Genomic DNA, 24,946 nt, shown 5'->3' on the forward strand with positions numbered 1-24,946 from the left:
TGAATTTAAAGCAATGGTGATATCAAAAACTACCAAACAGGTTCATCGACCATTTTTAGACCATCGGGTGTTTCTTCAAAACCCATTATCTTTAGAGTTTGTTTAGATGAAGGAGAGTTTCTTTCTAGGATTTTTTTGGCCAAAATCAATCTAGAATCAGACCTTAAATGTTGTCCAATTTTGTATTTTCCTTTAATTGACTCTGGAATTATTTTGATTACTGCTACCTCATCTAAAACTAAATCATTGTTCTTTATTGGAATGTAATTGCCTTCAGGCTGATATTTTTCCATTAATCCATTGAGTCCAAGAGCCTTTTCATCATCATCTTCAACAAAAACTGCTTTTCCCTTGATTACTACACTAATGTACAAAGTATCAGCTTGAGACGCATCAGTAGGGTGTGAAAAATATGACGGTAAAAATTCCAGTTCCCTATCTACTTCGAATCCGACTTTTTGATTTCGTGAAATATTATCTAATTTTTCTCCTCTAGTATACGAATGCATGTAAATTGAGTCATTAACAAATGCAAAATTCATAGGAATTATTTGAGGATAGCCGTTCTCATCAATGCTTGCTATACGACCAACATGTTCTTCAGAAAGAAATTCCTTTATTTTTTCATAAGACTTTATCTCAAGACGGCCCACTAGTTTCAAATCAGTTGTGATTTGAAAATTGATCTAATAAACTAAATGTAACAAAGTACACCAAAAACTATGCGTGACCCATACCTTGATGAATTAAAAAGTGATTTTGCAAATTACACAAACAATTTAAAAAAATTAAAAAAGAAATTACTAAAAACAGATTCCCCACAAGAACAAGAAAAAATCATCAGACAGATAGACAATATTGCAAAACAAATGGAAAATAATCAAAAACAGTCTACAAAGGTTACAAAATCAAGAATAAGAGAAAGACGGACAAAAAAATAACCTAATCTTCCTCATCAAGTTCTTTTGCCAATGCCTTAATTTCTAAAATTTTACAAGACAGTTCATTGCATTCAATTTCATAATTATTCATACGAACAAATTGTAAAAAATATCAAAAAAATACAAACGTCCTAAAACTTGACTTTATTCATTTAATTTTTTTATTAAATAAAATCACTTAATTTAAGAGAAAATAGACAATAGTTATGGTTGAGTTTGATGAGGAACGAGAAGAAGCTACCAATCAAGCATTAAAAGTTCTTGAAGAATGGGGAGCAGAATCAAAATTCATCTGGTTTAGAGAATTACACAGAATCACAGATATTGACAAAGGTTTGTTACGAAATATCATCAATGACTTAAAAAAATCAAAAGAGATCAAAGAGATGCATGGAACAAACAACAGGATATTTTTCTGTCTTAGAAAATACTACATCAAGTGCAGAGATGTAGAGTTTAGATTCAAAGGAAAGGAAATAATGCTAAGAGATGGAAGTAAAACAAAGATTATTGCAGGCGCAACAAAAGCAACAGAACGTACCAGAAAAAGATTAGAAAAACAGAAGAATAAACGTAGGGCAAAATCATTTACAAAAACAAAAACAAAAGACCTCACAAATCATAAAAAATCTTCTGCTTGTCTTCTTGCAAAATTAGATTCAGCTCGTTTTAGTTTTGCAGATTCAGCAACATCTTCAGTCATATCATATAGTTGATGTAATTCCATTTCAGGAGTCAAAACATCTTCTTTTTCATCTTCTAATTCCAATTCAAGATTGGCCAAAATTTCGACATTTTCTTCTAAAATGTCAAGACATTTTTTTACAGATTCAGGAAGGTCGTCATCCATGCATATTGTAAAATGTAGTAAAGTAAATGACTTTCTGTATGTTATAGAATAAAACGCCTTATTGTTTGGCTTTTTCTCTTAGAGCAGGCATTACATGACTGGCAAATTTATCAATAGAGCCAAAGTAATTCTTACCCCAGAATCTAATTACAAAGTGATTAACACCTGCATCCATGAATCTTTCAAATGTTGGAATGATATCATCAGGAGTTCCAACTGCCGTTGAAGAACGTGCAACAGGTTCAGGTATTTTGGTTGCAGCTTCTCTCATCTTTACAATCCAATCTTGATTAGACATTGAATATTCTGTAAAGTATTTTCTAAAGTCAAAACCTTCAATTTCTTTTAGACCGTGAACACGAAGAATTTCTGGTTTAAACAAACTGACCTTGACTGCCTCTTTCATTCTTGCCCAGGATTCTTCTGCGTCTTCAGAAAAGTAGACATCAATATCAAGTGCATATTGGAAGTTGTCTTTTTCTTCTTGAGTTCTATTGTTTTCATCCATAGATTTTTGAATTTGTTTTGCATGGTCTTCAAAGAGTTCTGGAGTGTAACCGATTGGCAACCAACCATCTCCGAGTTTTCCTGTTAATGCAAGTGTACGGGTACCGCCTGCTGCCATGTAAGTTGGAGGACGGGGTTTTCTAATTGGAGGTGCTTGCAGACATGCACCTTCAAGTTTGTAGTATTTTCCATCATAGTTTACAGTGTCATCAGGAGTGGATTTGTATAAAGTATGAATAGTTTCAATTTGTTCTTCCCATTTTGAAACTGGTTTTTCAAATGGAATGCAAAATTCTTTTAGGTTTTGAGCCTCACCAGCACCAATTCCAAGAATTGCTCTGCCCTTTGAGACCCTATCAAGAGTAATTGCAGCAAGTGCAATGTTTGATGGGTGTCTTCTAATAGCATCAGTTACACAAGTTCCAAGTTCAACATTGTTTGTAACTGCAGCAATGGCTGAAAGCATGACCCAAGGATCTAATACAATAGCATTTTTCCATTGAGGAACATTGGTGTGGTCCATATAGAAAATAGAATCATAACCAGTTTTATCGGCAAGCATACATGCAGTTAAGATTTGATCTTCAGTATATCCGGCTCTTGCAACATTTAGGCCGTTTTGAATACCAAATTTGAGTTTATTTTGAGTCAAGTACATTTACGTTGAATCATTAGAATAAAAAGTTTAATCAAGCTGCCAATTTCGCAACTATTCAAGAAAATAGAAAAAAGGTAAAAAATTTATGAATTTTTTACAAATTGCCTGCTTTGATATCTTCAAGACATTTTATAACATCGTCTTTTGATATTGGAATTGGATTTGGATCCAAATGTCCTTTATCAGTCATTACGACATCAGCAGCTTCAGAAACATCGGCTTTGAGTTCTAATTTATCAAATCCTAGTTTATCCATTGCCTCTTTGAATCTGTCATAGAAGATAGATTTGTTATGTTTGTGAGCAACTGTGGTACATGATGAAAGGGAATAACCATGTGGCACACCCTCATTTGAGAATACATAGGACAAAGCATGTCCAAGGGTTGTAGAACAATTACCAAATCCCATACCAGACAACATTGAACCATAAGGATAGTTTTCTGGTTTGTCATTCATAATTGCATCATAAAGAATCTCAAATGCTTGTTTACATAGAGTTCTAGTCAAGTCATTACCAAGTTTGCTATCATAGCCTTCAGTAGCTTGAGCACATGCATCACAGACAGAGTTTTTGATGACTTGTTCAGGAGTTCCATCCATGAAATATGAATCGACTACTGCCATGTCAGCTAAGAATCTGTCTTCACGTAACAATTTCTTTTTGCCATCAAATTTGAGAACACAATAAGTTGTCATTTCTGCTCCGGTTCCGAAGGTTGTTGGAATTAAGATCTTTTCTTTTTTCATCTCAGGTGCAGCATATTTTACTACATCCATTGAACTTCCACCACCCAATCCAATTAAGACAGAGGGGTTTTTGTCTTTGAATTGTGAAATAACAGCATTGACATCATCAATTGATGGTTCAGGTTTTACTTGGTCATACAGCATATAATCCTGAATTCCCATTCTTGCAATCCATTTGTCAGATAGTTCTGGAGGAACTGTTGTGACAATTAGTGCATTTTTAGGATATTCTGTTTCACCAAGTGCATTTTCTCCAAAGTTGATAACTTTTGGAATGCGTACTGTTTGCATAGATCAACAGCATCATTGATTATTATTATATCTTGCATTATTGAGAAAGTACATGAGCATTCAAAATTTTGAAGAGTTGGCAACAAATGACAAGAAAAGAGAGTGTTTAGAGATTTTAGAATCAGGACTCAATGCAGCAAATCCTGAAAACATTATCTCAAAGTATGTAACACCTGAAAAAATCAAGATTAATGGTAAAACCATCGACATTACAAAATATTCTAACATTTACTCTGTTGCATTTGGAAAAGCGGGAGATTCAATGACAAGAGCGCTTAATACCATAATTCCAATTAAAAGTGGAATCATAGTAATTCCCAAAGGCTCAAAGTCAGTAATTAAGAGTAAAAAATTCCAAATATTCAATTCTAGGCATCCAGAACCTGATCAAACCAGTGTAAAAGCAGCAAAAGAAGTAATGAAATTTGTACAAAACAAAAAAAGTGATGAACTAATAATTTTTCTAGTTTCAGGAGGAGGGTCATCACTTTTGGCCATGCCAAATGATATAACATTAGATGACAAAATCTTTGTTACAAAATTACTACTAAAATCAGGAGCAACCATTCAAGAATTTAATTGTGTTAGAAAACATCTCTCAAAAATCAAAGGTGGAAGACTAGTTGAAAACATGAAATGCCAAGGAGTGAGTTTGATAATGTCAGATGTTGAAGGTGACGATCTTTCGTCTATTGCATCAGGTACAACATACATGGACAACACAACATTTTCAGATGCGTTAGAAATTTTAGAAAAATACAAGTTAAAAAGAAAAACCCCAATTGAGGTTTTACAGGTTTTAGAAAAAGGATTAGAAAATGAAAAATTAGAAACTCCAAAAAAATACAAAATTGAAAACCAAGTAATAGCAAATAATGGAGATTGCCTCAAAGCAATGGAAATACAAGCAAAAAAGAAAGGGTACAAAGTCAAAACAATACAAGTTTTCGGAGATATTAAAGAGGCAGTAAAAAAATTCTTGAGAATATTTCTGAAGAGCAAAAAACATGTCTGCTTTTTGGAGGAGAAACAACTGTCAAAGTTTTAGGAAAAGGAATGGGTGGAAGAAATCAAGAATTAGTTCTAAGACTTTTGAAGAACACTCAAAAATTCAAAAAAATAGTTATAGCATCAATGGGAACTGATGGGATCGACGGGAATTCAGTATTTGCAGGAGCAATTACTGAGAATGTCAAAGTAGACCTAAACATCATGAAAGAATTTCTAAAAAATAGCGATTCAGGTAGGTTCTTCCAAAAACAAAAGGGGAGCATCATCACAGATTTTACACATACAAATCTCATGGACATAGGTACGATTTTGAGATAAATCACAGATTGGGACAAATGATCTTTTAATATTATAATGACGCATTATAACCAGAAAACCCTTGCTTGAAAAACAATTCAACCCAGATGTATTGTATAACAGAGTGGTTCATTTCTATATGGACAAAAAAGGATACACTAAGGAAAAAGCAAATGAGATTGCACAATCAGTGGTTCAAAAAGAAGCTCAAAGAAGAATTTGTAAGAATGAAAAATGTAAACATTTTTCCCACGATCATATTAGAAATTCTGAAACCTGTCTAGTTGGCGATTGTGACTGTCATGAATTTATCAAGTAAAATCATCTAAAGAATTTTCCAGTAATGGTTGAGCGCTAATTCCAAGTTTTTTCTTTAGATGTTCTGCAAATTCTTCAACAAAGCCATGTATTGTGTAGACTTGTTCAGCACCGGATTGGATTACCATATTTACAAGTTCATCAAAATCACAATGATCACTCATAGGAATTGAGTAGTCTGTTCGTCTGCCAAAAGAAAACTTTGTTGATTGGGCCCAGCCACTAAAACCAATCGTTACTGCACCATATTTTAATTTCATATCTTGAATGAATTTACTTTTACTTGACATCATAGGTGCAACCATTATCCACGGTTTTTTATCCAACAATCCATTTTTTTGAGCCTCAGAATGCCCAACTCCATCTTTTAGAGACACACCAAATTTTTGATGCAGAGTGTTCATCTCTTTTACAGAATCATGAAAATAAAGAGGTCCCCAATGTCCAAAGAGTTGAGTGATAGTTTGCGCCTTGCCAAGTTGATATCCCATCAAAATAACAGGGATACCTTTACCATATAGTTCTGAAATTAATTCATTTACTTGTTTTTGTATTTCATCCATTTTAGGAAATACAAATTCGGGTAGACCAAATGTACATTCAGTGATTAGTGTTTTGCATTTTGGAACTTTTGCACCTTGAAGAAATCCCCTAGTACGTGTACAGATATCTCCGGTGTAAAATATGTCATCAAAAAGAAGTCCCTTTGCTCCAAGGATATGCCCACTATCAATTAATGAAAAATCATCAAGATATTCAACATGGTTTTTCATTTTAAATCCGCGCAAATTAGCAATTTCACTTGTTTCGATAGAAGCCAGAATTGTTCCGCCATTTTTTGAAGGAACATGATCGGCATGAGCATGAGATACAAAATTTATTCCTGTGGCATCAGCGTTTTTTGGATCTAAACAAACACGTCTATCATTTACCTCACACAGGATTCCATTTTTTGTCATCTTGACTTTTCTAGGCAATGAAAATGAAGAAAATAAGATTTGATATAAATTGCAGGTTTGATCTACTATTGACTAGTTGCTAAATCTTGGAATTTTAATCTCAGGTCGTGGAAGCAACATGGAATCTATCCTAAAGGCAATTAAGAAAAAAAAGATACCAATTAACCCAGCAATAGTAATTTCAAATAAACCAGATGCAAAGGGTCTAAAAATTGCACAAAAACTTGGAATCAATACAGAAGTTGTTGAAAGTAAAGGGTTCAAGGGAAACAGAGCAGAATATGATGAAAAAATCATGGAGGTCTTGACAAAATATGGAGTTTCACCAAGAAATGGGCTAGTGTGTCTAGCAGGTTTTATGAGAATAATTAGTCCAGAATTTGTAAAAAAATACAAAAATAGAATAATTAACATTCATCCTGCACTTTTGCCTTCATTTCCAGGACTAGATGCACAAAAACAGGCATTAGATTATGGTGCAAAATTTTCAGGATGTACAGTACATTTTGTAGATTCAGGAATGGATACAGGCCCAGTAATAATTCAGTCAGTTGTCAGAGTAAAAGAAAATGATACTGAGCATTCACTATCAAAAAGAATTCTAAAAGAAGAACACAAAATTTACCCTGAGGCAGTGAATCTATTTGCAAGAAAAAAGATCAAAGTACATGGTCGTAAAACAAAGATCGGTTAAGAATCAGGGCCACCAAAAAAATACAATACCTTTAGTTCTTTTGTGTTACCATGAAAATAATGTTCGATGTCTTTTGCAACAAAAAATAGTTTGTCTTTTGAAACCTTGTAATCATTATCTTTAATTCGTAAAAATCCATTGCCAGATATTACATAATAAACTTCATCACTTTCATGAGGGGTTTGAGTATCTTCTTCTCCAGGTTGTAGTGTTAAAACACCAACAGCTAAACTTTCTCGATTAATAAAAGTATAAAAATAATCACTGCCGTTTTTAGTTTTTTCTAGATATTGGTTTAAATCAAATTCTAGTTTCAATTTATTCAGCAGCTACTGTGTATGTTTTTCTTTGAGGGGGCTCACTCATGTAAGAATGTCCTTGTGGGTGAAGTTTTTCATGTTCGGGACTGTTATGCATTTTGATAAATGTCTCCTTGCTTTCATGCTCTACAACAATTCTATAACTCCCATCAGTTGATTTTAGGAATTTTCTAGATATGAATCCAGGAAAGTTTGCTAGAACTTTATTTGATTCTGAAAACCAATTTTTGAAGTCATCTTCAGCGCCATCTTTGAGTTGAACGTCTGCTATCATTACAAACATATCATCACTAGAAAAAAATGGCGTTAAATTTCTTTTCTAAGATTCCAATAGTGGAATCCAAGAATTAAATATCTACAATTCAAAAACATACTATGACAGGGACCAAAATTGATGGCAAGATAATTGCACAGTCAGTCAAAGACAGGGTGAAAAAAGCAGTAGAGGAATTAAAGACTCAAGGAATCAACCCATGCCTAGCAACGGTTCTTGTAGGCAACAATCCAGCTTCTGCCACCTATGTTAGAAACAAACACAAGGCGTGTGAGGAGGTAGGAATTGCTACAAAAGATCATAAACTTGATGCAAATACAACCCAAGTTCAACTTAATGAGATTATTGAAAATTTGAATAATGATAATTCAGTACATGGTATTCTTGTTCAATTACCACTACCAGAACAATTAGATGAATTTATCACAACATCAAGAATTTCCCCATTAAAGGATGTTGACGGATTGACCCCACACAATGCAGGATTGTTAGCAATGAAAAAAGCTGCTCTTGTTGCATGCACACCATCAGGAGTAATGGAGATGTTTGATTATCATGGAATAGATTTGGAAGGAAAAAATATTGTATTAATTAACAGAAGTAATCTTGTAGGAAAACCACTATATCATTTGCTATTAGACAAAAATGCAACAGTCATTACATGTCATTCCAGAACTAGAAACTTGACAGAGTTGTGCAAATCAGCAGACATAATCATTACAGCAGTAGGAGACCGAAACAAATTCACATTAACATCAGACATGATAAAAGAAGGGGCAGTTGTTATTGACGTTGCAATATCAAGATTTCAAGAAAAATTAGTTGGAGATGCAGACTTTGAAGATATTATTCAAAAGGCATCTTTTGCAACACCGGTACCAGGTGGAGTTGGTCCGATGACAGTTGCAATGCTTTTAAAAAACACAATAACTGCAGCATCATTGAGTAGTCAAATTGGACGACAATCCTGAAAAAAAATCAATTCGTAGTATTCTTTTAGAAAAAAGAGACAACACATCATTTGATTTGATGAAGATTGCAAGTGAAAAAATCAACAAGAAATTAAAAAAAATCAAGGCATTTAGTGATGCACAAAAAATTGGTGTGTATTATCCAATTGGAAGTGAGATCTTTACTCAAGACATCATCCAAGAATTACTTAGCAAAGGAAAAGAGGTGTATCTCCCAAGAGTGTCAGAAAACAATATAGATTTCAAGAAAATTACTGATTTTTCGAGCCTGGAAAAGGGTAATTTTGACATAATGGAGCCAAAAATAGTATGCGAGACAGAGAATAATCTGGATGTAGTTTTAGTACCAACAGTAGGAATAACCCCAAAGGGAGTCAGATTAGGATACGGACATGGGTTTTATGACAGATTTCTAGCAAAACACAAAACCACCACAATTTCTTTGACTTTGGAAAAACAAATTGTAAAAAATATTCCAAAATCAGAACATGACATGTTAATTGATTGGATTGTAACTGAAGACAGAGTTTTAAAAACTCAAAGATAATCTAGTCCTTTTTTGCCAATATCTTTTCTGCAAAATTTGTGTGGCCAAGATATTTTATCACATGCAAGGTATGCATTTGTAATTGCAGATTCTAAAGAGTCACCTAAAGCAGTAACCCCCAAAACTCTACCCCCATTTGAAAGAATTTTTCCATCATCTTCTTTTGTTCCAGCATGAAAGACATATGCATTATCAGGAATTAAGTCAAATCCTACAATCTCTTCATTTTTTGGATAAGATTCAGGATAGCCTTCAGAAGCTAAAACAACACATACTGCGTATTGATTTTTCCAAGATATAGGTGGTAATGAAGATAACTCACCATTTGCACTTGCAACAAAATAATCATACAAATCAAAATCCATCCTCATTGTAATTGGTTGACATTCAGGATCACCCATTCGCACATTATATTCTAAAACATATGGTTCTCCATCTTTTAACATAATTCCTGCGTAAAGAAATCCTTTGAAAACTATACCCTCCTTTTTCATAGATTGAATGGTTTTGTCAATAATTTTTTCTTGTATTCTTTTTGCAAGATTTTCATCTATTATTGGTGTAGGAGAGTATGCTCCCATCCCTCCAGTGTTAGGACCTTTATCATCATCAAAAATTCTCTTATGATCTTGACTGGAAGCCATAGGAATGGCAACATTTCCATCTGATAGTGCAATGTATGATGCCTCAATGCCATCAATTCGTTCTTCTATTATGATTCGATTTCCAGCATCTCCAAATGTTTTTTTGATTAGAATTGTCTGGATTGCAGAAATTGCCTCATCAGAACTATTACAAACAATAACACCCTTGCCTGCAGCCAGGCCATCTGCTTTGACTACGACATTATAGTCAAGGGATTTTACATATTCTTGGGCTTTTTGAGCATCATCAAAGATTTCAAATCTAGCAGTTGGAATGTCATTTCTTTTCATGAAGTTTTTTGCCCAAATTTTACTTGATTCAAGTTGGGCAGCATCTTTTGATGGACCAAAAATTTTGAGATTTTTTTCATTGAATTTATCAACAATCCCCATAGCCAAAGGGGCTTCAGGCCCAACTACGGTAAAACAATTATTTTTTTCAGCAAAATCTGCAAGGCCATCTAGATCATCAACTGGAATAGACACATTGTTTTTTGTCCCACCGTTTCCAGGAGCAGTAAACACAGTATCAACATTTGAGCTCTGAGACAATTTCCAAGATAATGCGTGTTCTCTTCCTCCAGAACCAATCACCAGTACATTGACCAACACAAATTATTTTTTGCTCAATTATATAATCCAAGTCTCACAAAACCAATTTAGCTTTATAATGCCACAGATCTACCAAAAGCCAGATGGAATTATCCACAAAGTTTGATGCAAAAGCAATTGAATCACAGATTAGAGAATATACAGAATCAATTGATTTAGAAAAGCAGATTTTTGCATCAGACAAACCTGAAAAAATTAGATTCATTGAAGGCCCTCCAACAATGAATGGAATTCCACATGCAGGACATCTCAGAGGAAGAGTCATCAAAGATTTGTGGTACAGATACAATACACTACAAGGAAAGAAAATAGAATTTAACGGAGGATGGGACACTCAAGGACTTCCTGTAGAATTACAGGTGGAAAAAGAGTTAGGAGTAACAGGTGGAAAAACAGAGGCAATAAAGCAATTTGGCATAGAACGAATTGTGTCAGAATGTAAGAAAGTTGTCCAAAAATATAACAAGACATGGGTGGAAGTTGATAAATTACTTGGAATGTCATTTAATCATGAAAAGGCATATTGGACTTTTCGAGATGAATTCATTGAAAGGGAATGGCAAATACTAAAGAAAGCACATGAAAATGGAATCTTAGAAGAAGACTTTACAGTAATTGCATATTGTCCAAGTTGTCAAACGTCACTTAGTCATGCAGAGGTCAATCAAGGATATGAAGAAGTGAAGGATCCGTCATTATACTATAAAGTAAAACTGGTTGATGAAGACGCGTTTTTGATTGTATGGACTACAATGCCATTTACACTAGTTACTGATGCAATGGTGGGATTGCAACCAGAAGAAGATTACGTGTATGTCAAAGCAGAAAATGAAACATGGGTGGTTGGAAAAACAAGATTAGAAGAATTCATGGCAGAAGTGAAAATTGAAAATTATAAAATTGAGAAAACAGCCAAAGGTTCAGAATTTGAAGGTAAAAAATACATTCATCCATTATTAGATTCAATTCCTGAATTAAATGAATGCTCAAAAGAAGATAATTTCCATGTGGCAGTATCAGAATCATTTGTAGATGCAAGTACTGGAAGCGGTCTTGTGCACCTCTCTCCTGCAAACGGTGAAGAAGACATCAAAATTGCCAATAAAAGAAAAGTCAAAATTTTCAGCCCCATTGATGATGAAGTAAAGTTCACATCACAAGCAGGAAAATATCAAGGAATGTTTGTCAGAGATGCAGACAGACTAATTGTAGAAGATCTAAAGGATTGTGATGCCCTAGTAAAAATTGGGAAAATTAAGCACAAATATCCACTGTGTTGGAGATCACACCATCCAATTGTATGGCTTGCCAGAAAGGGGTGGTTTTACAAATTAGACAGATTAGATAACAAGGCAATTGATGCAGCTGAAAGCGTGGAATATTTTTTTGAGCAACCTAAAAACAGATTTTTGGGAATCATCAAAGAAAGACATCCTTGGTGTATTTCAAGAGAGAGAATTTGGGGGTGTCCATTACCAGTATGGACATGTGAAGAATGTAATGAAAGAAATTGGTTTTTTACAAGAAAAGAGATTGTAGAATCTGCAGATAATCTTCCTGATGGTCCAGACTTTGAACTACACAGACCATGGATTGACAACATTACAATAAAATGCAAAAAGTGTGGAAGTACAAAAACAAAAAGAGAAGAGTATGTCTTAGATACTTGGCACAACAGCGGCTCTGCGCCATATTCATCGTTAACTGATGAAGAATATTCCAAAGAAATTCCAGCTCCGTTTTTTACTGAGGGGATTGATCAGACCAGAGGATGGGCATACACTCTACTTATTGAAAATGTAATCTTAAACAACGGACCTACCCCACCATACAAGTCATTTTTGTTCCAAGGACACGTGCTTGATGAGAAAGGAGGAAAGATGAGTAAAAGTAAAGGAAATGTTTTGGAAGGAATGGAACTTTTGCAGAAGTACCCTGCAGATTTAATCCGATTTTATTTCATGTGGAAAGCAAGCCCAATTGAACCGCTAAGTTTCAGCACAGATGAGTTAATGTCAAGACCATATCAAGTAATTAACACACTGTTCAATTTGCATTTGTACTTTAAACAAAATAGTCAGTACGATAATTTTGAAAAATCAAACACTGTAGAATGGGCAAAACAAAACGACTTGCTAACATCACCAGATATTTGGTTATTATCAAAACTTCAAAAATTGATTCTCAAAATCACAGATAAAAATAATTCATGTAGATTCCATGAGAGTGCAAAAGCAATTGATGATTTCATCATAAACAATCTCAGTCAAATCTACATTCCAATCACACGGGGGGAATTATGGGATGAAGATGAGGAGAAAAAAGACAGAAGGCTTGCAATTTATGCAGTACTGGAAAAAGTTCTAAAAATATTAGATATTTTGATTCACCCATTTTGTCCATTTACGAGTGAATACTTGTATCAAACGGTTTTTGATGGAAAACAAAGCATACTACTTGACAAATGGCCAGAAGCCCAAGAATCACTTGTCAACGAAGAAATTGAAGAATCATTTGACATTATGAAAGACGTAGTGTCTGTTTCATCAGCTGCAAGAATGAAAGGTAAACTGAAACGAAGATGGCCATTAAATGAAGCAAGAATTTGTGTTAAGAAGGGTCAAAAAGCCAAGCTAGAATCATTATCAGAGTTATTGCAATCTCAATTAAACGTAGAAAAATTCAGCATAGTTGAAACAGAAAAAGAATTAGGATTGGAACAAATTTTAGAACTAAAGGAATTAGGATTACCTGTAAAACCAATTATCGAATTAGAAAGAAAAAGAATCGGTCCCAAAGCGAAACAACACATGGGAAAACTTGTAACAAAGTTTTCTGAAACAGATCCTGAAGAAATAATATCATCATTACAAAAAGATTCAAAATTTAATTTTGACATAGATGGAGAAACTATTTCACTGGAAAGTGAAGATTTTGTTGTAGATTTTGATACATCAGAAAACTTTGCAGTATCAAAGAGAGATGATTATGTAGTGTTTATTTCTACTTTAAGAAACAAAGAGATGATGGCAAGAGGATTAATCAAAGATGTTGCAAGAAGACTTCAAACTCTAAGAAAAGAAAGAGGATACAATCCAACTGATGTTTTAGGGGTTGCGTCAATTCTTGATCTAGATGAAGAATCACTTGGGATGATAAAAGAAAAATCAGATGATCTGGCGTTTTTGGTCAGAGTAAAACAAGTAAACTTTACAGAATCATGTAAAGAATACAAAGACGACGATATTGATGGTCAGAAAATTAGGATTTCAGTAGAATAGTTTTTAAAAAAAATACGAGTGCAGTGCAAACTCACTTTTTATTAATCAAAATGGGAAATAAATCACATCGCAGAAGAGATTGGGTTCAGATCCCCTACCAGTGTTTTCTCAATCTCTTCTGAGTGATTTAATGTAATATTTTTATTACAATCATACTGACGTAAGGAAATGTCCGAATCAAAGGCACCAAATGTTGTTGGAATTAATGTTCTAAAACAAAACGGTCTTGATGTGGATGAATTGGTAAAAGAACTGATAAAAAATGCAGCAGTGGAATTTACTGCATACTACTATTTTACCAATCTCAGAGCACATTGTACAGGCTTGGAAGGAGAGGGACTAAAAGGAATTATCGAAGATGCAAGGCTAGAAGATCTTAGCCATTTTGAGTCATGCATTGAGAGAATATACCAGCTAGGAGGTTCACTTCCAAATGATGCAACAGAATTTATCAAAATTTCTGGTTGTGAGTTTTTACAACTTCCAGCAAATCCAACAGATCACAAAGCAATTCTAGAAAAATGTCTCAAAGCAGAACAAGGAGCAATTGTAAACTGGGATAAAATTTGCAAAATGACACTAGGCAAAGATCCTGCAACATACGATATTGCAAAAGATATTCTAGCTGAAGAGATCGAACATGAGTCTTGGTTCTTAGAGTTAATTTACGGAAGACCATCAGGACACATGAGAAGAAAATATTCTGGAGAAAGACCACACACCAGAAAACACTCTAGAGCACTAGATATGGCATAATGCCAAATCACTCTTTTCTTTATTCTCAAAATATTGGTTTTATTGACGACAAAGTGTGAAGAGGAGTTGTTTTACCACGGTTAAATAGAAAAATCACGTAATTATATCATGGTAAAACAAATCAGTCTTGATGCATGGCAAATTCAACACTTATCAGATTTGCTTGAAAAAGGCTCAAAGATTGTAGAGAAAACCAATCGACCCATTGTTCTGTACAGACAGACACTTGAGGAAGAAGAAGAATCCTATGAAGAGATTGTATGCACACTTACCAAAGGATATGTAATTGAACAAATGGTGACATCAGGAGGTGTTCTAGTCCCAAGTTTTCACCAACAGTTTGTGTTTACCATTGAAGAGTATCCACAAGAGTTACTGAGAAAAAGTAAAGATCGCTTTTTAGAAATGATTGATTTTCTAGATGAGCAATTAAGATAACATCATAGTTAATAAAGACCGTAAAATTCAAGATTTTTGCATGCAATTATTAGAATACCAGGCAAAGGAATTATTCCGTGAATACGGCATCAACCTATTAGACAGTATTTCATCTACCAATATTGAAGAGGGTAGAAAGCATGCAAAAGAGCTAGGATATCCATTTGTGATCAAAATTCAGGTTCCAGTAGGAGGTAGAGGAAAAGCAGGAGGAATCCAAAAGTGTCAAAATGATGATGAATTTGAGATAAAATATCCTCAAGTTATGGACTTGACAATCAAGGGAGAAAAAGCAAGAGCAATTCTTCTTGAGAAGATGGCAGATATCAAAAAAGAGCTTTATCTTTCAATATTTTTGAATCGTTCAAAAAGATGTTACACAATTATTGCATCTGCTGAAGGAGGAGTTGAAATTGAATCAGTGAAAAATCAGATTATCAAAGAGATAGGATTAGGGGAAGTTTCAGACGAACTTGCAAAAGAAGTAGCAAAAGAAATGGGATTAGAAGGAAAACATGCAGAAGGAGTTATAGATACATTGAAAAAATTATCAAAACTCACAATCGAAAAGGAAGCAGAACTTGTAGAAATTAATCCACTAGCAATCATGCAAGATGACACAATTATGGCATTAGATGGAAAATTTGTTACAGATGACAATAGTAATTTCAGACACCCAGAATTAGAAAAATATCAAGAAAAAACAGCAATTGAAGAACAAGCTGAGAAGAGTGGATTTTCATTAGTAGAATTAGATGGAGATGTCGCAGTTGTTGGAAATGGTGCAGGACTTGTAATGTCTACACTAGATATGTTATCAGACAATGGAGGAAAACCAGCATGTTTCTTAGATGTTGGTGGTGGCGCAACAACTGAATCAGTATACGAAGCATTAACTTTGATTAGTAAATTAAACAGAGTAAAAGGAATTTTAGTAAATCTCTACGGTGGAATTGTGAAAACAACAGTAGTTGCTGAAGCATTTCTAAAGGCATATGAAGACAATGTAATTGATTTGCCAGTATTTTGTAGATTAAAGGGAACAGAATCTGAAAAAGCAACAGAAATGCTACAAGGTTCTAGAACCAAAATTTTTGGCACAGTTGAAGAAGCAATTAACGCAGCAGTGATGGGTGTAAAGAAATGACAGATATTTTTGAATTACTAAAAGGAAATCCAGGAGATCCAGATTATGAGAAAAAAGGAGTGATAGTTCAAGGAATTACTGGAGCATATGGTTCACTCCATGCAAGAAACATGATTGCATATGGGACAAACGTTGTTGCAGGAGTCACTCCTGGAAAAGGCGGTCAAAAATTTGATGGAAAAGTTCCAATTTACAATACAATGAAAGAAGCAGTAGATGCAACAAATGCAAAAATTTCAATAGTTTTTGTACCAGCAAAATTCTTCTTAAGTGCTGCAAAAGATGCATTGGACGCAGGAATCAAACTTTTAGTTGCAATTCCAGAACATGTTCCAATTAGGGACACAATGGAAACATTAGAGCTTGCAAAACAAAAAGGAGCAATAGTTATTGGTCCAAACACCCCAGGAATAATGATTCCAGAATTAATCAAAATTGGAATAATGCCACCAATGCCTTTCAAAGCAGGAAAAATCGCAGTACTATCAAAAAGTGGAACATTACTTTATGAGATTTCAGATGCATTAACTAATGCAGGATTTGGACAATCAATCACAATAGGTATTGGAGGAGACCCAGTTAACGGAACAAGATTAATTGATGCATTTGACATGGTAAAAGACATTCCAGATTTGGAGGGAATGGTAGTCGTAGGAGAAATAGGAGGAGATTCTGAAGAAATGTTAGCTCAAAGAATTATGGATTCAGGATTTAACAAACCAACTGTTGCATATATTGCAGGAAGAGCAGCCCCAAAAGAAAAGAGAATGGGGCATGCAGGAGCAATTGTAATGGGAACGTATGGTTCAGCAGAATCCAAAGTATCAATGTTTAACAAAGCAAACATCCCAGTCGCCAAAAGACCTGCAGAAGTACCTGTTTTATTAGCTGGAAAGATGGAAAAATCCGATTAGAATAAAAGAGAGGGATTGAGGAGAGAATCAAATGCCAATTACAGACCCAGAAAAGAAACGAATTGCACAACAAGCAAGATTAGTTATGCGTATTTGTTTTAATTGTGGTTGCAGAAACGACATAGACGCTACCAGATGTAGAAAATGTAGAAATCCATACTTGAGATTAAAGAACAGAAATCTCGGCGTAAAGAAATAGAATCAGAAATTCATCAATCTTTGCCTATAATCAACTATTGCAGATTTTATGTTAGAATTATATCGCATCACAAAGGATTTTGCCAAATCAGGATTATCCAGTTCATCCAGGTCAATCTGAAGATCATCAGGCAGTTGTTCATTCATCTGAAAAAGGATTTTTGCAGCGTCAACGTATTGTCCTAGATTTTCTGCATATTCAAAGGCCAATTTCATTCGGTCAATTAACGCATCAAATTCCTGTAAGGACATAACAAAATTACGAAAAAACAGTACTAAAGGCAATGGTAATTACAAAATATTCACAATCTAAAGACAAAAAAGCTTGTAGTTTTGTAATTTTGTTGGACCGGTCGTCTAGTTTGGTTTGGATGACGCACTCACACTGCGTAAGAGATCAATTCTCCGCAAAGGTCGTGGGTTCAAATCCCATCCGGTCCATCCCTCTAATCTTGTAAGGTCCAAAACAATTCATCAATACATGCTTTTCATTCGTTTTTTCTTTCTCATATCCTTCTCATGAAAAGATGATTTTACAGAGTAGTCATAATCAGGAAAGAGTTGTTCAAATCTTTCTTCCAGTATATGATCGGGTATTATGTCAGACAAGAATCTCATTACCATCCTTGTGTTGGATGACAATCACACACACATCCATTAGTGCAATGCATTCTACGACAATCTTCACAATGTTTACTTATTGTATGACCCATTTTTCCACCAGAATTTTTTATTGATATTATAGAGATCTGAAAGAAAAACAACGATAAACTTGATTTTGTCTTAGATGAAGTCAACTCATCAATATCTTAAATAGTTGAAATTAATTGGTCAACCTATGAAATGTCAATGTACAACCGATGTGCCATGTATGTTTCATTACATTATGGCAAACCCTAGCTCCATAAAGCCTAAAAATTGAGTATGATATTTTGTTTGAATGCATACTCAAAAATTCTATCAAATGCAATCCAAACTAATTGTTGTGCCAGTTATTAGTTCCAAAAATTCCACCAAGAAGTAGATTTTTCAACTTTAATGACGGTACATACACCGTCAATTAATTTAGTGCCAGAACCACAAAAACCATACTCTTTTTGAGAAGGTTTGGAATCATCATAATCAACTGCCTGTTTTATTGAAGAATATTCAGGATAGTTTTCATCAAACCATTTTTTGTAATCTGAATCAATATTGTATCTAGCCACATAATAGTATGGGTCCTTTGCTTCATCTACAAAGTCTGCAGGGATTTGTGGAGGTTTTGATATTCCAACTGCCTCATATATTGAAGAGTATTCAGGATAGTTTTCATCAAACCATTTTTTGTAGCTTGGTTCGTTGTTGTATCTGTCAACATAACTTTGTGGGTCTTTAGATTCATCAACAAATGGAGCTATTCCCAATTCTTCAGATTCTGTATTTACAGGTGTTTCTGTAGGCTCTGATTCTTTTGTGGAGTCATTTACGGTTACAACAATGGTCTGAGAATCAAACAATTCATTTTTTCTAACCTCTACGACAAAATTGTATGTCTTTCCCCCATCAGAAATAGAAGGAGTCCAAGTAAACATACCTGTGTTTGAAATAATTTTTGCTCCGGATGGGGCATTCTTTAAGCTAAACACAGGATCTTTGATGGTGTTATCAGTTAGCTTTACTGCAAAGGAAAGCAGTTGTCCTTCATTAATTGTTAGTTTGCCAATTGGTGCAATCTCTAGTCCTGTAATCTTTGCAACAGCAGATGATTCATTTGAGGGTTCACTTGTTCCCACCATGTTTATTGCAGAAACTCGATAAGTGTACTTTGCATCCTTTACAAGTCCAGAATGAAGATATGTTTTTGAAGTGTTTTTTGTATCATCTATAACTGTGCTAAAAGAATCATTGTCTTTTTTTGCCTCAATCTTGTATCCAGTAATAGGAGAGTTTCCATCATCAACAGGAGCACTCCATGTGAGATTTATTGAAGTAGAAGTTTTTGCAGATGCAACTAGTTTTATCGGAGGGCTTGAGACACTCATATCTACTGCAGTAGATGTTATTGGCGTCTCAGAAGTGTCTTCAGAATCAGTTCGAGGGGTTGCAGACGCCGTGTTTGATTCTTCTGTTTCTCCAAAGCCTATTTTTGCAGTGACTGCATATGTGTAAGTTTTGTCAGTTGCCAAATTTGAAACAACATAGGTCAGAGTTTGTGCATTGGTATTTCCAACAACATCATAAACTCCTGGGACAACCTCACGTTTTATGTCATATCCACTGATTGTTTGCCCAAAAGTTTGAGAGGGAGCAATCCAAGAAAGTTTAATCTGACTAGGAGAAATAGCAGTTGCAGTCAATGCAACAGGGGTTGTAGTATGTTCTGGTTTTGTTGTGGCAACAGAGGATGCACCACTAATACCTGCTGAATTAATAGAATAGATTCGGTAACTGTATGTTTCAGATTCAGATAGTCCTTGATGGATAAAAGAAGTAACAGTACTGTCAGTGTTTGGAGTAATTGTAATATAATCATCTGAACCTGTTTTGTATTCAATCTTGTATCCAGTAATTTTTGGAATTGATTCTGCTTGTTCAGGTTCATCCCATGTAAGCAGTATAGAAGTTGGAGATATTGGAGAGGCATCAGGATTGGCGGGTTTTACAGGAGTTTGTACCGTAGGTTCAGAATTTAATTCAAATGCTTGTATTCTATTGTTGTTTGAGTCTGCAACATATAACAAATTATTTGAAGAGTCAAATGCAATTCCTTTAGGAGTATCAAATTTACCATCTGTTGTTCCCAACGAACCAAATTCTTCAACAAAACACACACCATCTATGATTTCTTCAGTATTACTTGGACATGTTGTACCATCAACAATTTCAAAAATTTGAATTCGATTGTTTTCAGAATCTGCAACATATAACAAATTATTTGAAGAGTCAAATGCAAGATCATATGGATTATCAAATTCACCAGCATCATCTCCAGAAGAACCAAATTCTTTGAGATAACATATTCCATCAACGGATTTAACAGTGCCACTTGGACATGTTGTACCATCAACAATTTCAAACATCACAATTCGATCATTTCCAGAATCTACAACAAATAAAATATTATCAGAGTTGTCAATCACCATTCCATTTGGATTTCTAAAGTCATCATTCCCGTTGAAAAAATTAAAATCAAATAGAAAATTCCCTAATGAGTTAAAAACAGAAATAGAATCATTTTCAGTGTCAGACACAAAGATATCTCGTGAAGAGTCTTGAATCACTACACCATTTGCACTTCCAAGATAGTCATCATCTCCACTGTCAGATGAACCAAACTTGAATTGAAATTCTCCATCATCATCAAAGACCTGTACTCTTTCATTATCAGTATCCACTACAAAAAATCGTCCTAAAGCATCAATTGCAATTGATATAGGATCATTGAATTGTCCATCACCGTCTTCATCTGCTCCATCTGCATCAGCATTACAGTTTTGAATTTGGGCAGTATTACAAAAAGAGCCATATACAAATTCAGGATTCCCATCATCATCAAAAACACTAATTCTTTCGTTATTGTTATCTACAACATAGATGTCTCCTCCATTGACATTAACCACCACATCTGTGGGATTATCTAATTCATCACTACCAGAACCAAGTGTGCCAAATTTGAAAGAAAACTCGGCATCAGCATACACTGAGGGGATTACAATAGCAATGAAAGCCGCCAGTGCAAACAAAACAAGATTTTTTTTCAATTTGTAGTTAAATCATTATTATTTTTAATAAATTAGAATAAAACTTTCACCACTCTTTTGATCAATTTGGATTAACCTAAAAATGGAAAATTTCATTAAAATTTACGACTATGAACAATGGATTTACTTTGGATCATACTCAGCAACAAGCAAAGATAGATGATGTTAGTCGGGTCAAGAACTGACCCGACATGGAAGTGCTATGGTCGGTTATACGCACTGATGAAATGACTCCTTTCATCGGTATGATACAGATTAATGCAAATCTGCTTATAATGCTCACTAAGAAATTATTCATATAATTTCTCAGTATTTGCTAAATACTAATTTCATAGAATGAAATACAGAAACTGTCACCAAACAACTAATCGTTGTTGGTCTTAAGTTTCAATTTTGACTATTTCATCTCTGAAAAATAGGGTTAGTTTCATCCCACTACTTAAAATTAGATAAGATTTTAAAAGAAATATGAAAGCAAGATTTCCAGGAAAATGTGTAGAGTGCGGAGAAGCAATAAAAGTAGGCAAAGAGATTTTAAAAAACTCCAAAGAGCAATGGGTTCATGCAGCATGTTCTGACTTGGAAGATGAATTACCATAGTACAAATTTGTGATAAATTTTTTAAGTAACTTTCAGCGAATACACACAAATGAAGACAAAATCAAGTATTTTTCTAGCAGTTATTGCATCATTTGCAGTTCTGATGTTCCCATCAGAAATAATTGCAGATACTTCTGAAAGTACAACAATCACCCCAATTAATGAGGAGATAAGTCTCAAGAAGACAGTCACTACAATGATTGTTCCTGAGGACAATACACTGCCATGGGGATTTGTTACAGGTAGCCCTTCAGAATATGTTGAAAGACATCCAATAATCATTCAGTTCTTTGATGAGGGAGATGAGATGGTACATGTTGCACAAGTAGATGTCAAAGGAGACGGCTCTTATGAATACAAGTTCAGAGTAGCCAGTATTGATGAAAATGGGGATGTGCAAAAAGCCTTTGACGGAGAATATACAGTCATTATATACAGAGTCATCCCTAACCAAGACCAACTGGTCTAAACTTTCTTTATTTTTACACAGAATTCATATACTATTTATGAAAATGCAAGCTAGAAAATGAGTAAAAACTTTTGGCATGACATAGAATCAGGAGCAGATATTCCTGAAATTATTAATGTAATAGTTGAGATTCCCAAAGGTTCCATGAACAAATATGAATACGATAAAAAACACAACATGATCAAACTTGACAGAGTGTTATTTTCACCATTTCACTATCCAGGAGATTATGGGCTAGTTCCACAAACACTTTCTGAAGATGGCGACCCACTAGATGCACTAGTACTTGTCACAAACCCAACATATCCTGGAATTTTGATTGAAGCAAGACCAATTGGATTACTTCAAATGAAAGATGCAGGAGATCTGGATGACAAAATTATTTGTGTGTCTACGAATGATCCTAGATATTTACATACAACAGATATTTCAGATATAGAAGATCACTATCGTTCTGAGATTGCACATTTCTTTCAAGTCTACAAAGACTTGGAAGGGAAGAAAGTTGAGATCCTAGGATGGCAATCAGCAAAAGAGGCAAAAAGCATTATTGTTGAATCAATAAAAAGATACAAGAACACGTTGAAGAAATTCTAACATGACAACAGAATGCAATCATTTTGTAGAAGAAAAGAAAGGAATTACACCCAATACAGTAAGTTGTGAAGAGTGTGAAAAAGAACATCTGCCAGTTGTCGCAATACGAATGTGTTTGACATGTGGTCATGTGGGATGTTGCGATTCATCTATTGGAAAACATGCAACAAAACATTTTGAAGAGACAGGACATCCAGTAATGAAAGCAATTCCAGGAGATATTTGGAAGTGGTGTTACCACCACAAGGAATACTATTGATTTTTTAATAGTTAGAAAATTACGGCTAGTGTATGCATCAGTACCAATTAGGAACATGGGATCTTTCAGAATTAGCCAAGAACCCAAAAAGTCCAGCATTTCAAAAACAGATTCAAGAATTGGAAAATCAGGCTAAAAAATTTGAGAAAGTTAAATCAAAACTAGATCCAAAAATGACATCCAAAAAATTCATGGAGATATTAAATCAGGTAGAAGAGATTTCAGAAAAAATGAGTAAAATTGGAGGTTATGCATCTCTTTCATATTCCTCAGACACCCAATCAGATGAGGCAACATCATTAATGACTAGAATGTCAAAACTAGGTTCAGATATTTCAAATAAAATTTTGTTTTTTGACTTGTGGTGGAAAACACAAGTTGATGAAAAAAATGCAAAAAGACTCATCAAAGATGCAGGAGAACTTTCAGAATATTTAGCACATAAAAGATTGATTGCAAAATATTCACTAAGTGAACCTGAAGAGAGAATCATAAACACATTAGATGTTACAGGAATTTCTGCACTTGTAAAACTATACGATAAGATAACTAATGCATTTGAGTATCAAATGAAAATTGGAAACAAGACAAAAAAGATGACAAGAGAAGAACTAACAAATTATGTTAGAGATGTAAATGGAAAAATTCGAGAAACAGCATACAAAACAATCCTTGGAAAATACACTGAGAACAAGGGAGTCGTAGGAGAAATTTACCAAAATATTGTACTTAATTGGAAAGATGAGGGTATTGAAATTCGAGGATACAAAACACCAATTTCAATGAGAAATATTGGGAATGATGTAGATGACAAAACCATTGAATCACTTCTCTTAGTATGTAAAAAAAATGCGCCTGTATTTCAGAAGTTTTTTGTACAAAAGGCAAAGATGTTGAAAATGAAAAAACTTAGAAGATATGATATTTACGCACCAGCTGCCGCAAACATTAAAGAAAAAAATTATTCATATAACAAATCCGTGAAATTAGTTTTTGAATCACTTGGCAAATTTAGCAATACATTAGAGGATTTTGCCAGAAAAGTTTTCAATGAAAATCACATTGATTCATCTGTAAGACAAGGTAAGAGGGACGGAGCATTTTGCAGTACATTGACTCCTAAAATCACCCCATATGTGTTGGTGAATTTTACAGGAAAATCAAGAGACGTGTTTACATTAGCACATGAATTAGGTCATGCAGTTCATAGTCAGGCTGCTCAAGACAGATCAATTCTAGTACAAGATGCACCATTGCCATTGGCTGAAACGGCATCCACATTTTCAGAATTACTACTCTATGACAATATTTCAGATAAAATTTCGGATGATGAAAAGAAGATAATGTTATCTGAAAAAATAGACGATTTGTATGCAACAATCCTGAGACAGTCATTTTTTACAATTTTTGAAATAGATGCCCACAAGCAAATTGGCAATGGAACAACCATAGATGAAATTTCAAAAACGTATCTGCAAAACTTGAAACAACAGTTTGGAAAATCAGTTGATATTTCAGATGATTTTGCAATAGAATGGAGTTGTATTCCACATTTCTATCACACGCCATTTTACTGCTATGCATATTCATTTGGAAATCTACTTGCATTGTCATTATTCCAAAGATACAAAAAAGAAGGACAAGATTTTGTTCCAGCGTATATTGATATTCTTGCTGCAGGTGGTTCAAAAAAACCGGAAAAACTTCTTTTAGAGCACGGGTTAGACATCAGATCACCCAAGTTTTGGCAAGAAGGTTTTAACTATGTCAATGAGCAAGTAAAAGTACTCTCATCATTAAATTAGATTTTTAATAAATGGGGCTGACAGTCCAACGCAAGGACTGCCAGCTTTGTTCCCCGAACGGTTTGAATTCGATGTCAAGACATCATCACAAATTATC

General features: G+C 34.3%; 30 protein-coding genes and 1 tRNA gene. 20 read left to right on the plus strand and 11 right to left on the minus strand.

Annotation, left to right across the window (positions count from 1 at the left end; translation table 11 throughout):
* Positions 1-29: 29 nt before the first annotated feature.
* On the minus strand, positions 30-653 hold the full coding sequence (locus NKOR_RS06545; protein WP_232202952.1) for a pyridoxamine 5'-phosphate oxidase family protein: 624 nt from the start codon (positions 651-653) through the stop codon (positions 30-32).
* Between the two features lie 69 nt (positions 654-722).
* Between NKOR_RS06545 and NKOR_RS06550 the strand changes: the two genes are divergently transcribed.
* The gene (locus NKOR_RS06550; RefSeq protein WP_014963577.1) at positions 723-941 is read left to right on the plus strand and encodes a hypothetical protein; all 219 of its coding nucleotides are present in this window, start codon (positions 723-725) and stop codon (positions 939-941) included.
* Positions 942-1,147: 206 nt separating this feature from the next.
* Positions 1,148-1,657: a hypothetical protein gene (locus NKOR_RS06555; protein WP_014963578.1), complete on the plus strand. Its 510-nt coding sequence runs from the start codon at positions 1,148-1,150 to the stop codon at positions 1,655-1,657.
* Here NKOR_RS06555 and NKOR_RS06560 read toward each other — a convergent pair.
* From NKOR_RS06560 to NKOR_RS06570, 3 genes are all read right to left on the minus strand, one after another.
* On the minus strand, positions 1,561-1,791 hold the full coding sequence (locus NKOR_RS06560) for a hypothetical protein (protein WP_014963579.1): 231 nt from the start codon (positions 1,789-1,791) through the stop codon (positions 1,561-1,563). The two genes, NKOR_RS06555 and NKOR_RS06560, sit on opposite strands and share 97 nt — an antisense overlap.
* Positions 1,792-1,849: 58 nt before the next feature.
* The gene (locus NKOR_RS06565; protein ID WP_014963580.1) at positions 1,850-2,956 is read right to left on the minus strand and encodes an LLM class flavin-dependent oxidoreductase; all 1,107 of its coding nucleotides are present in this window, start codon (positions 2,954-2,956) and stop codon (positions 1,850-1,852) included.
* Between the two features lie 94 nt (positions 2,957-3,050).
* The gene (locus NKOR_RS06570; RefSeq protein WP_014963581.1) at positions 3,051-3,995 is read right to left on the minus strand and encodes an iron-containing alcohol dehydrogenase; all 945 of its coding nucleotides are present in this window, start codon (positions 3,993-3,995) and stop codon (positions 3,051-3,053) included.
* A gap of 52 nt (positions 3,996-4,047) precedes the next feature.
* Here NKOR_RS06570 and NKOR_RS06575 point away from each other — a divergent pair, with 52 nt between their 5' ends.
* From NKOR_RS06575 to NKOR_RS06580, 3 genes are all read left to right on the plus strand, one after another.
* Positions 4,048-5,043 (plus strand): glycerate-2-kinase family protein, encoded by a 996-nt coding sequence (locus NKOR_RS06575; protein WP_232212278.1) that lies wholly within the window; start codon positions 4,048-4,050, stop codon positions 5,041-5,043.
* A gap of 8 nt (positions 5,044-5,051) precedes the next feature.
* The gene (locus tag NKOR_RS10385) at positions 5,052-5,324 is read left to right on the plus strand and encodes an MOFRL family protein (RefSeq protein ID WP_232212279.1); all 273 of its coding nucleotides are present in this window, start codon (positions 5,052-5,054) and stop codon (positions 5,322-5,324) included.
* Positions 5,325-5,385: 61 nt separating this feature from the next.
* Entirely contained in the window at positions 5,386-5,622 is a 237-nt protein-coding gene (locus NKOR_RS06580; protein ID WP_016939283.1) for a hypothetical protein, read from the plus strand.
* Here NKOR_RS06580 and NKOR_RS06585 read toward each other — a convergent pair.
* A complete protein-coding gene (locus NKOR_RS06585) occupies positions 5,615-6,580 on the minus strand; it encodes an MBL fold metallo-hydrolase (protein WP_026089976.1) in 966 nt (321 codons plus the stop codon). The genes NKOR_RS06580 and NKOR_RS06585 overlap by 8 nt on opposite strands.
* 76 nt (positions 6,581-6,656) lie before the next feature.
* Between NKOR_RS06585 and purN the strand changes: the two genes are divergently transcribed.
* On the plus strand, positions 6,657-7,274 hold the full coding sequence (gene purN, locus NKOR_RS06590; protein ID WP_014963584.1) for a phosphoribosylglycinamide formyltransferase: 618 nt from the start codon (positions 6,657-6,659) through the stop codon (positions 7,272-7,274).
* Here the strand turns inward: purN and NKOR_RS06595 are convergent.
* Together NKOR_RS06595 and NKOR_RS06600 are read right to left on the minus strand one after the other, a co-directional pair.
* Entirely contained in the window at positions 7,271-7,591 is a 321-nt protein-coding gene (locus NKOR_RS06595) for a cupin domain-containing protein (RefSeq protein ID WP_014963585.1), read from the minus strand. The two genes, purN and NKOR_RS06595, sit on opposite strands and share 4 nt — an antisense overlap.
* Position 7,592: 1 nt before the next feature.
* Positions 7,593-7,868: an antibiotic biosynthesis monooxygenase family protein gene (locus NKOR_RS06600; RefSeq protein WP_232202938.1), complete on the minus strand. Its 276-nt coding sequence runs from the start codon at positions 7,866-7,868 to the stop codon at positions 7,593-7,595.
* Positions 7,869-7,969: 101 nt separating this feature from the next.
* Between NKOR_RS06600 and NKOR_RS06605 the strand changes: the two genes are divergently transcribed.
* Positions 7,970-8,839, plus strand: coding sequence for a bifunctional 5,10-methylenetetrahydrofolate dehydrogenase/5,10-methenyltetrahydrofolate cyclohydrolase (locus tag NKOR_RS06605; protein WP_014963587.1), 870 nt, complete (start codon positions 7,970-7,972; stop codon positions 8,837-8,839).
* Positions 8,823-9,386 carry a 5-formyltetrahydrofolate cyclo-ligase gene (locus NKOR_RS06610; protein ID WP_014963588.1) on the plus strand — a complete coding sequence of 188 codons (564 nt, stop codon included), beginning with the start codon at positions 8,823-8,825 and terminating at the stop codon, positions 9,384-9,386. The genes NKOR_RS06605 and NKOR_RS06610 overlap by 17 nt, the downstream gene beginning before the upstream one ends.
* Here the strand turns inward: NKOR_RS06610 and purD are convergent.
* Positions 9,377-10,639 carry a phosphoribosylamine--glycine ligase gene (gene purD / locus NKOR_RS06615; RefSeq protein WP_016939284.1) on the minus strand — a complete coding sequence of 421 codons (1,263 nt, stop codon included), beginning with the start codon at positions 10,637-10,639 and terminating at the stop codon, positions 9,377-9,379. The two genes, NKOR_RS06610 and purD, sit on opposite strands and share 10 nt — an antisense overlap.
* Positions 10,640-10,725: 86 nt before the next feature.
* On the opposite strand from purD, the gene ileS reads away from it, so the two are divergent.
* The 6 genes from ileS to NKOR_RS06645 all read left to right on the plus strand — a co-directional run bounded on the left by ileS (position 10,726) and on the right by NKOR_RS06645 (position 17,377).
* Entirely contained in the window at positions 10,726-13,923 is a 3,198-nt protein-coding gene (gene ileS, locus NKOR_RS06620) for an isoleucine--tRNA ligase (RefSeq protein WP_014963590.1), read from the plus strand.
* 168 nt (positions 13,924-14,091) lie between these two features.
* Complete coding sequence (dps, locus tag NKOR_RS06625) at positions 14,092-14,679, plus strand: DNA protection during starvation protein (protein WP_014963591.1); 588 nt, start codon at positions 14,092-14,094, stop codon at positions 14,677-14,679.
* 108 nt (positions 14,680-14,787) lie between these two features.
* Positions 14,788-15,117 (plus strand): hypothetical protein, encoded by a 330-nt coding sequence (locus tag NKOR_RS06630; protein ID WP_014963592.1) that lies wholly within the window; start codon positions 14,788-14,790, stop codon positions 15,115-15,117.
* A 40-nt stretch (positions 15,118-15,157) separates the two neighbouring features.
* The gene (locus NKOR_RS06635; RefSeq protein WP_014963593.1) at positions 15,158-16,264 is read left to right on the plus strand and encodes a succinate--CoA ligase subunit beta; all 1,107 of its coding nucleotides are present in this window, start codon (positions 15,158-15,160) and stop codon (positions 16,262-16,264) included.
* Positions 16,261-17,178 carry a succinate--CoA ligase subunit alpha gene (locus tag NKOR_RS06640; protein WP_014963594.1) on the plus strand — a complete coding sequence of 306 codons (918 nt, stop codon included), beginning with the start codon at positions 16,261-16,263 and terminating at the stop codon, positions 17,176-17,178. Before NKOR_RS06635 ends, NKOR_RS06640 begins: the two co-directional genes overlap by 4 nt.
* 31 nt (positions 17,179-17,209) lie before the next feature.
* Positions 17,210-17,377, plus strand: a complete 168-nt coding sequence (locus tag NKOR_RS06645) for a 50S ribosomal protein L40e (protein ID WP_014963595.1) — start codon at positions 17,210-17,212, stop codon at positions 17,375-17,377.
* Between the two features lie 2 nt (positions 17,378-17,379).
* On the opposite strand, the gene NKOR_RS06650 is transcribed toward NKOR_RS06645, so the two are convergent.
* Complete coding sequence (locus NKOR_RS06650) at positions 17,380-17,628, minus strand: hypothetical protein (protein WP_014963596.1); 249 nt, start codon at positions 17,626-17,628, stop codon at positions 17,380-17,382.
* Positions 17,629-17,722: 94 nt separating this feature from the next.
* Between NKOR_RS06650 and NKOR_RS06655 the strand changes: the two genes are divergently transcribed.
* Positions 17,723-17,817: transfer RNA gene (locus tag NKOR_RS06655), tRNA-Val, on the plus strand.
* Positions 17,818-17,850: 33 nt separating this feature from the next.
* Here the strand turns inward: NKOR_RS06655 and NKOR_RS10605 are convergent.
* Both NKOR_RS10605 and NKOR_RS06660 read right to left on the minus strand, forming a co-directional pair.
* Positions 17,851-17,985: a hypothetical protein gene (locus NKOR_RS10605; protein ID WP_255348564.1), complete on the minus strand. Its 135-nt coding sequence runs from the start codon at positions 17,983-17,985 to the stop codon at positions 17,851-17,853.
* 386 nt (positions 17,986-18,371) lie between these two features.
* Complete coding sequence (locus NKOR_RS06660; protein ID WP_014963597.1) at positions 18,372-21,119, minus strand: fibronectin type III domain-containing protein; 2,748 nt, start codon at positions 21,117-21,119, stop codon at positions 18,372-18,374.
* Positions 21,120-21,587: 468 nt separating this feature from the next.
* Between NKOR_RS06660 and NKOR_RS10610 the strand changes: the two genes are divergently transcribed.
* From NKOR_RS10610 to NKOR_RS06680, 5 genes are read left to right on the plus strand one after another with little or no spacing between them, the layout of a single operon-like run.
* Positions 21,588-21,719, plus strand: a complete 132-nt coding sequence (locus NKOR_RS10610; protein ID WP_012215556.1) for a hypothetical protein — start codon at positions 21,588-21,590, stop codon at positions 21,717-21,719.
* A gap of 49 nt (positions 21,720-21,768) precedes the next feature.
* A complete protein-coding gene (locus NKOR_RS06665) occupies positions 21,769-22,188 on the plus strand; it encodes a hypothetical protein (RefSeq protein WP_014963598.1) in 420 nt (139 codons plus the stop codon).
* Between the two features lie 57 nt (positions 22,189-22,245).
* Positions 22,246-22,785, plus strand: a complete 540-nt coding sequence (locus NKOR_RS06670) for an inorganic diphosphatase (RefSeq protein WP_014963599.1) — start codon at positions 22,246-22,248, stop codon at positions 22,783-22,785.
* Between the two features lies 1 nt (position 22,786).
* Positions 22,787-23,044: a UBP-type zinc finger domain-containing protein gene (locus NKOR_RS06675; protein WP_014963600.1), complete on the plus strand. Its 258-nt coding sequence runs from the start codon at positions 22,787-22,789 to the stop codon at positions 23,042-23,044.
* A gap of 32 nt (positions 23,045-23,076) precedes the next feature.
* Positions 23,077-24,849 (plus strand): M3 family oligoendopeptidase, encoded by a 1,773-nt coding sequence (locus NKOR_RS06680; protein WP_014963601.1) that lies wholly within the window; start codon positions 23,077-23,079, stop codon positions 24,847-24,849.
* Positions 24,850-24,946: the final 97 nt, after the last annotated feature.

Source organism: Candidatus Nitrosopumilus koreensis AR1 (assembly GCF_000299365.1).
In the GTDB taxonomy this organism is placed as follows: Archaea; Thermoproteota; Nitrososphaeria; order Nitrososphaerales; family Nitrosopumilaceae; genus Nitrosopumilus; species Nitrosopumilus koreensis.

Bases quoted from the DNA above. Each gene is read 5' to 3' on its own strand.
- NKOR_RS06645 (WP_014963595.1), top strand. From the start codon at position 17,210: ATGCCAATTACAGACCCAGAAAAGAAACGAATTGCACAACAAGCAAGA.
- NKOR_RS06600 (WP_232202938.1), bottom strand. From the start codon at position 7,868: ATGATAGCAGACGTTCAACTCAAAGATGGCGCTGAAGATGACTTCAAA.
- NKOR_RS06670 (WP_014963599.1), top strand. From the start codon at position 22,246: ATGAGTAAAAACTTTTGGCATGACATAGAATCAGGAGCAGATATTCCT.
- NKOR_RS06605 (WP_014963587.1), top strand. From the start codon at position 7,970: ATGACAGGGACCAAAATTGATGGCAAGATAATTGCACAGTCAGTCAAA.
- NKOR_RS10610 (WP_012215556.1), top strand. From the start codon at position 21,588: ATGAAAGCAAGATTTCCAGGAAAATGTGTAGAGTGCGGAGAAGCAATA.
- dps (WP_014963591.1), top strand. From the start codon at position 14,092: ATGTCCGAATCAAAGGCACCAAATGTTGTTGGAATTAATGTTCTAAAA.
- ileS (WP_014963590.1), top strand. From the start codon at position 10,726: ATGGAATTATCCACAAAGTTTGATGCAAAAGCAATTGAATCACAGATT.
- NKOR_RS06640 (WP_014963594.1), top strand. From the start codon at position 16,261: ATGACAGATATTTTTGAATTACTAAAAGGAAATCCAGGAGATCCAGAT.
- NKOR_RS06650 (WP_014963596.1), bottom strand. From the start codon at position 17,628: ATGTCCTTACAGGAATTTGATGCGTTAATTGACCGAATGAAATTGGCC.
- NKOR_RS06570 (WP_014963581.1), bottom strand. From the start codon at position 3,995: ATGCAAACAGTACGCATTCCAAAAGTTATCAACTTTGGAGAAAATGCA.
- NKOR_RS06635 (WP_014963593.1), top strand. From the start codon at position 15,158: ATGCAATTATTAGAATACCAGGCAAAGGAATTATTCCGTGAATACGGC.
- NKOR_RS06630 (WP_014963592.1), top strand. From the start codon at position 14,788: ATGGTAAAACAAATCAGTCTTGATGCATGGCAAATTCAACACTTATCA.
- NKOR_RS06680 (WP_014963601.1), top strand. From the start codon at position 23,077: ATGCATCAGTACCAATTAGGAACATGGGATCTTTCAGAATTAGCCAAG.
- NKOR_RS06565 (WP_014963580.1), bottom strand. From the start codon at position 2,956: ATGTACTTGACTCAAAATAAACTCAAATTTGGTATTCAAAACGGCCTA.
- NKOR_RS06550 (WP_014963577.1), top strand. From the start codon at position 723: ATGCGTGACCCATACCTTGATGAATTAAAAAGTGATTTTGCAAATTAC.
- NKOR_RS06675 (WP_014963600.1), top strand. From the start codon at position 22,787: ATGACAACAGAATGCAATCATTTTGTAGAAGAAAAGAAAGGAATTACA.
- NKOR_RS06575 (WP_232212278.1), top strand. From the start codon at position 4,048: ATGAGCATTCAAAATTTTGAAGAGTTGGCAACAAATGACAAGAAAAGA.
- NKOR_RS06555 (WP_014963578.1), top strand. From the start codon at position 1,148: ATGGTTGAGTTTGATGAGGAACGAGAAGAAGCTACCAATCAAGCATTA.
- NKOR_RS06665 (WP_014963598.1), top strand. From the start codon at position 21,769: ATGAAGACAAAATCAAGTATTTTTCTAGCAGTTATTGCATCATTTGCA.
- NKOR_RS06585 (WP_026089976.1), bottom strand. From the start codon at position 6,580: ATGACAAAAAATGGAATCCTGTGTGAGGTAAATGATAGACGTGTTTGT.
- NKOR_RS06560 (WP_014963579.1), bottom strand. From the start codon at position 1,791: ATGGATGACGACCTTCCTGAATCTGTAAAAAAATGTCTTGACATTTTA.
- NKOR_RS10385 (WP_232212279.1), top strand. From the start codon at position 5,052: ATGGGTGGAAGAAATCAAGAATTAGTTCTAAGACTTTTGAAGAACACT.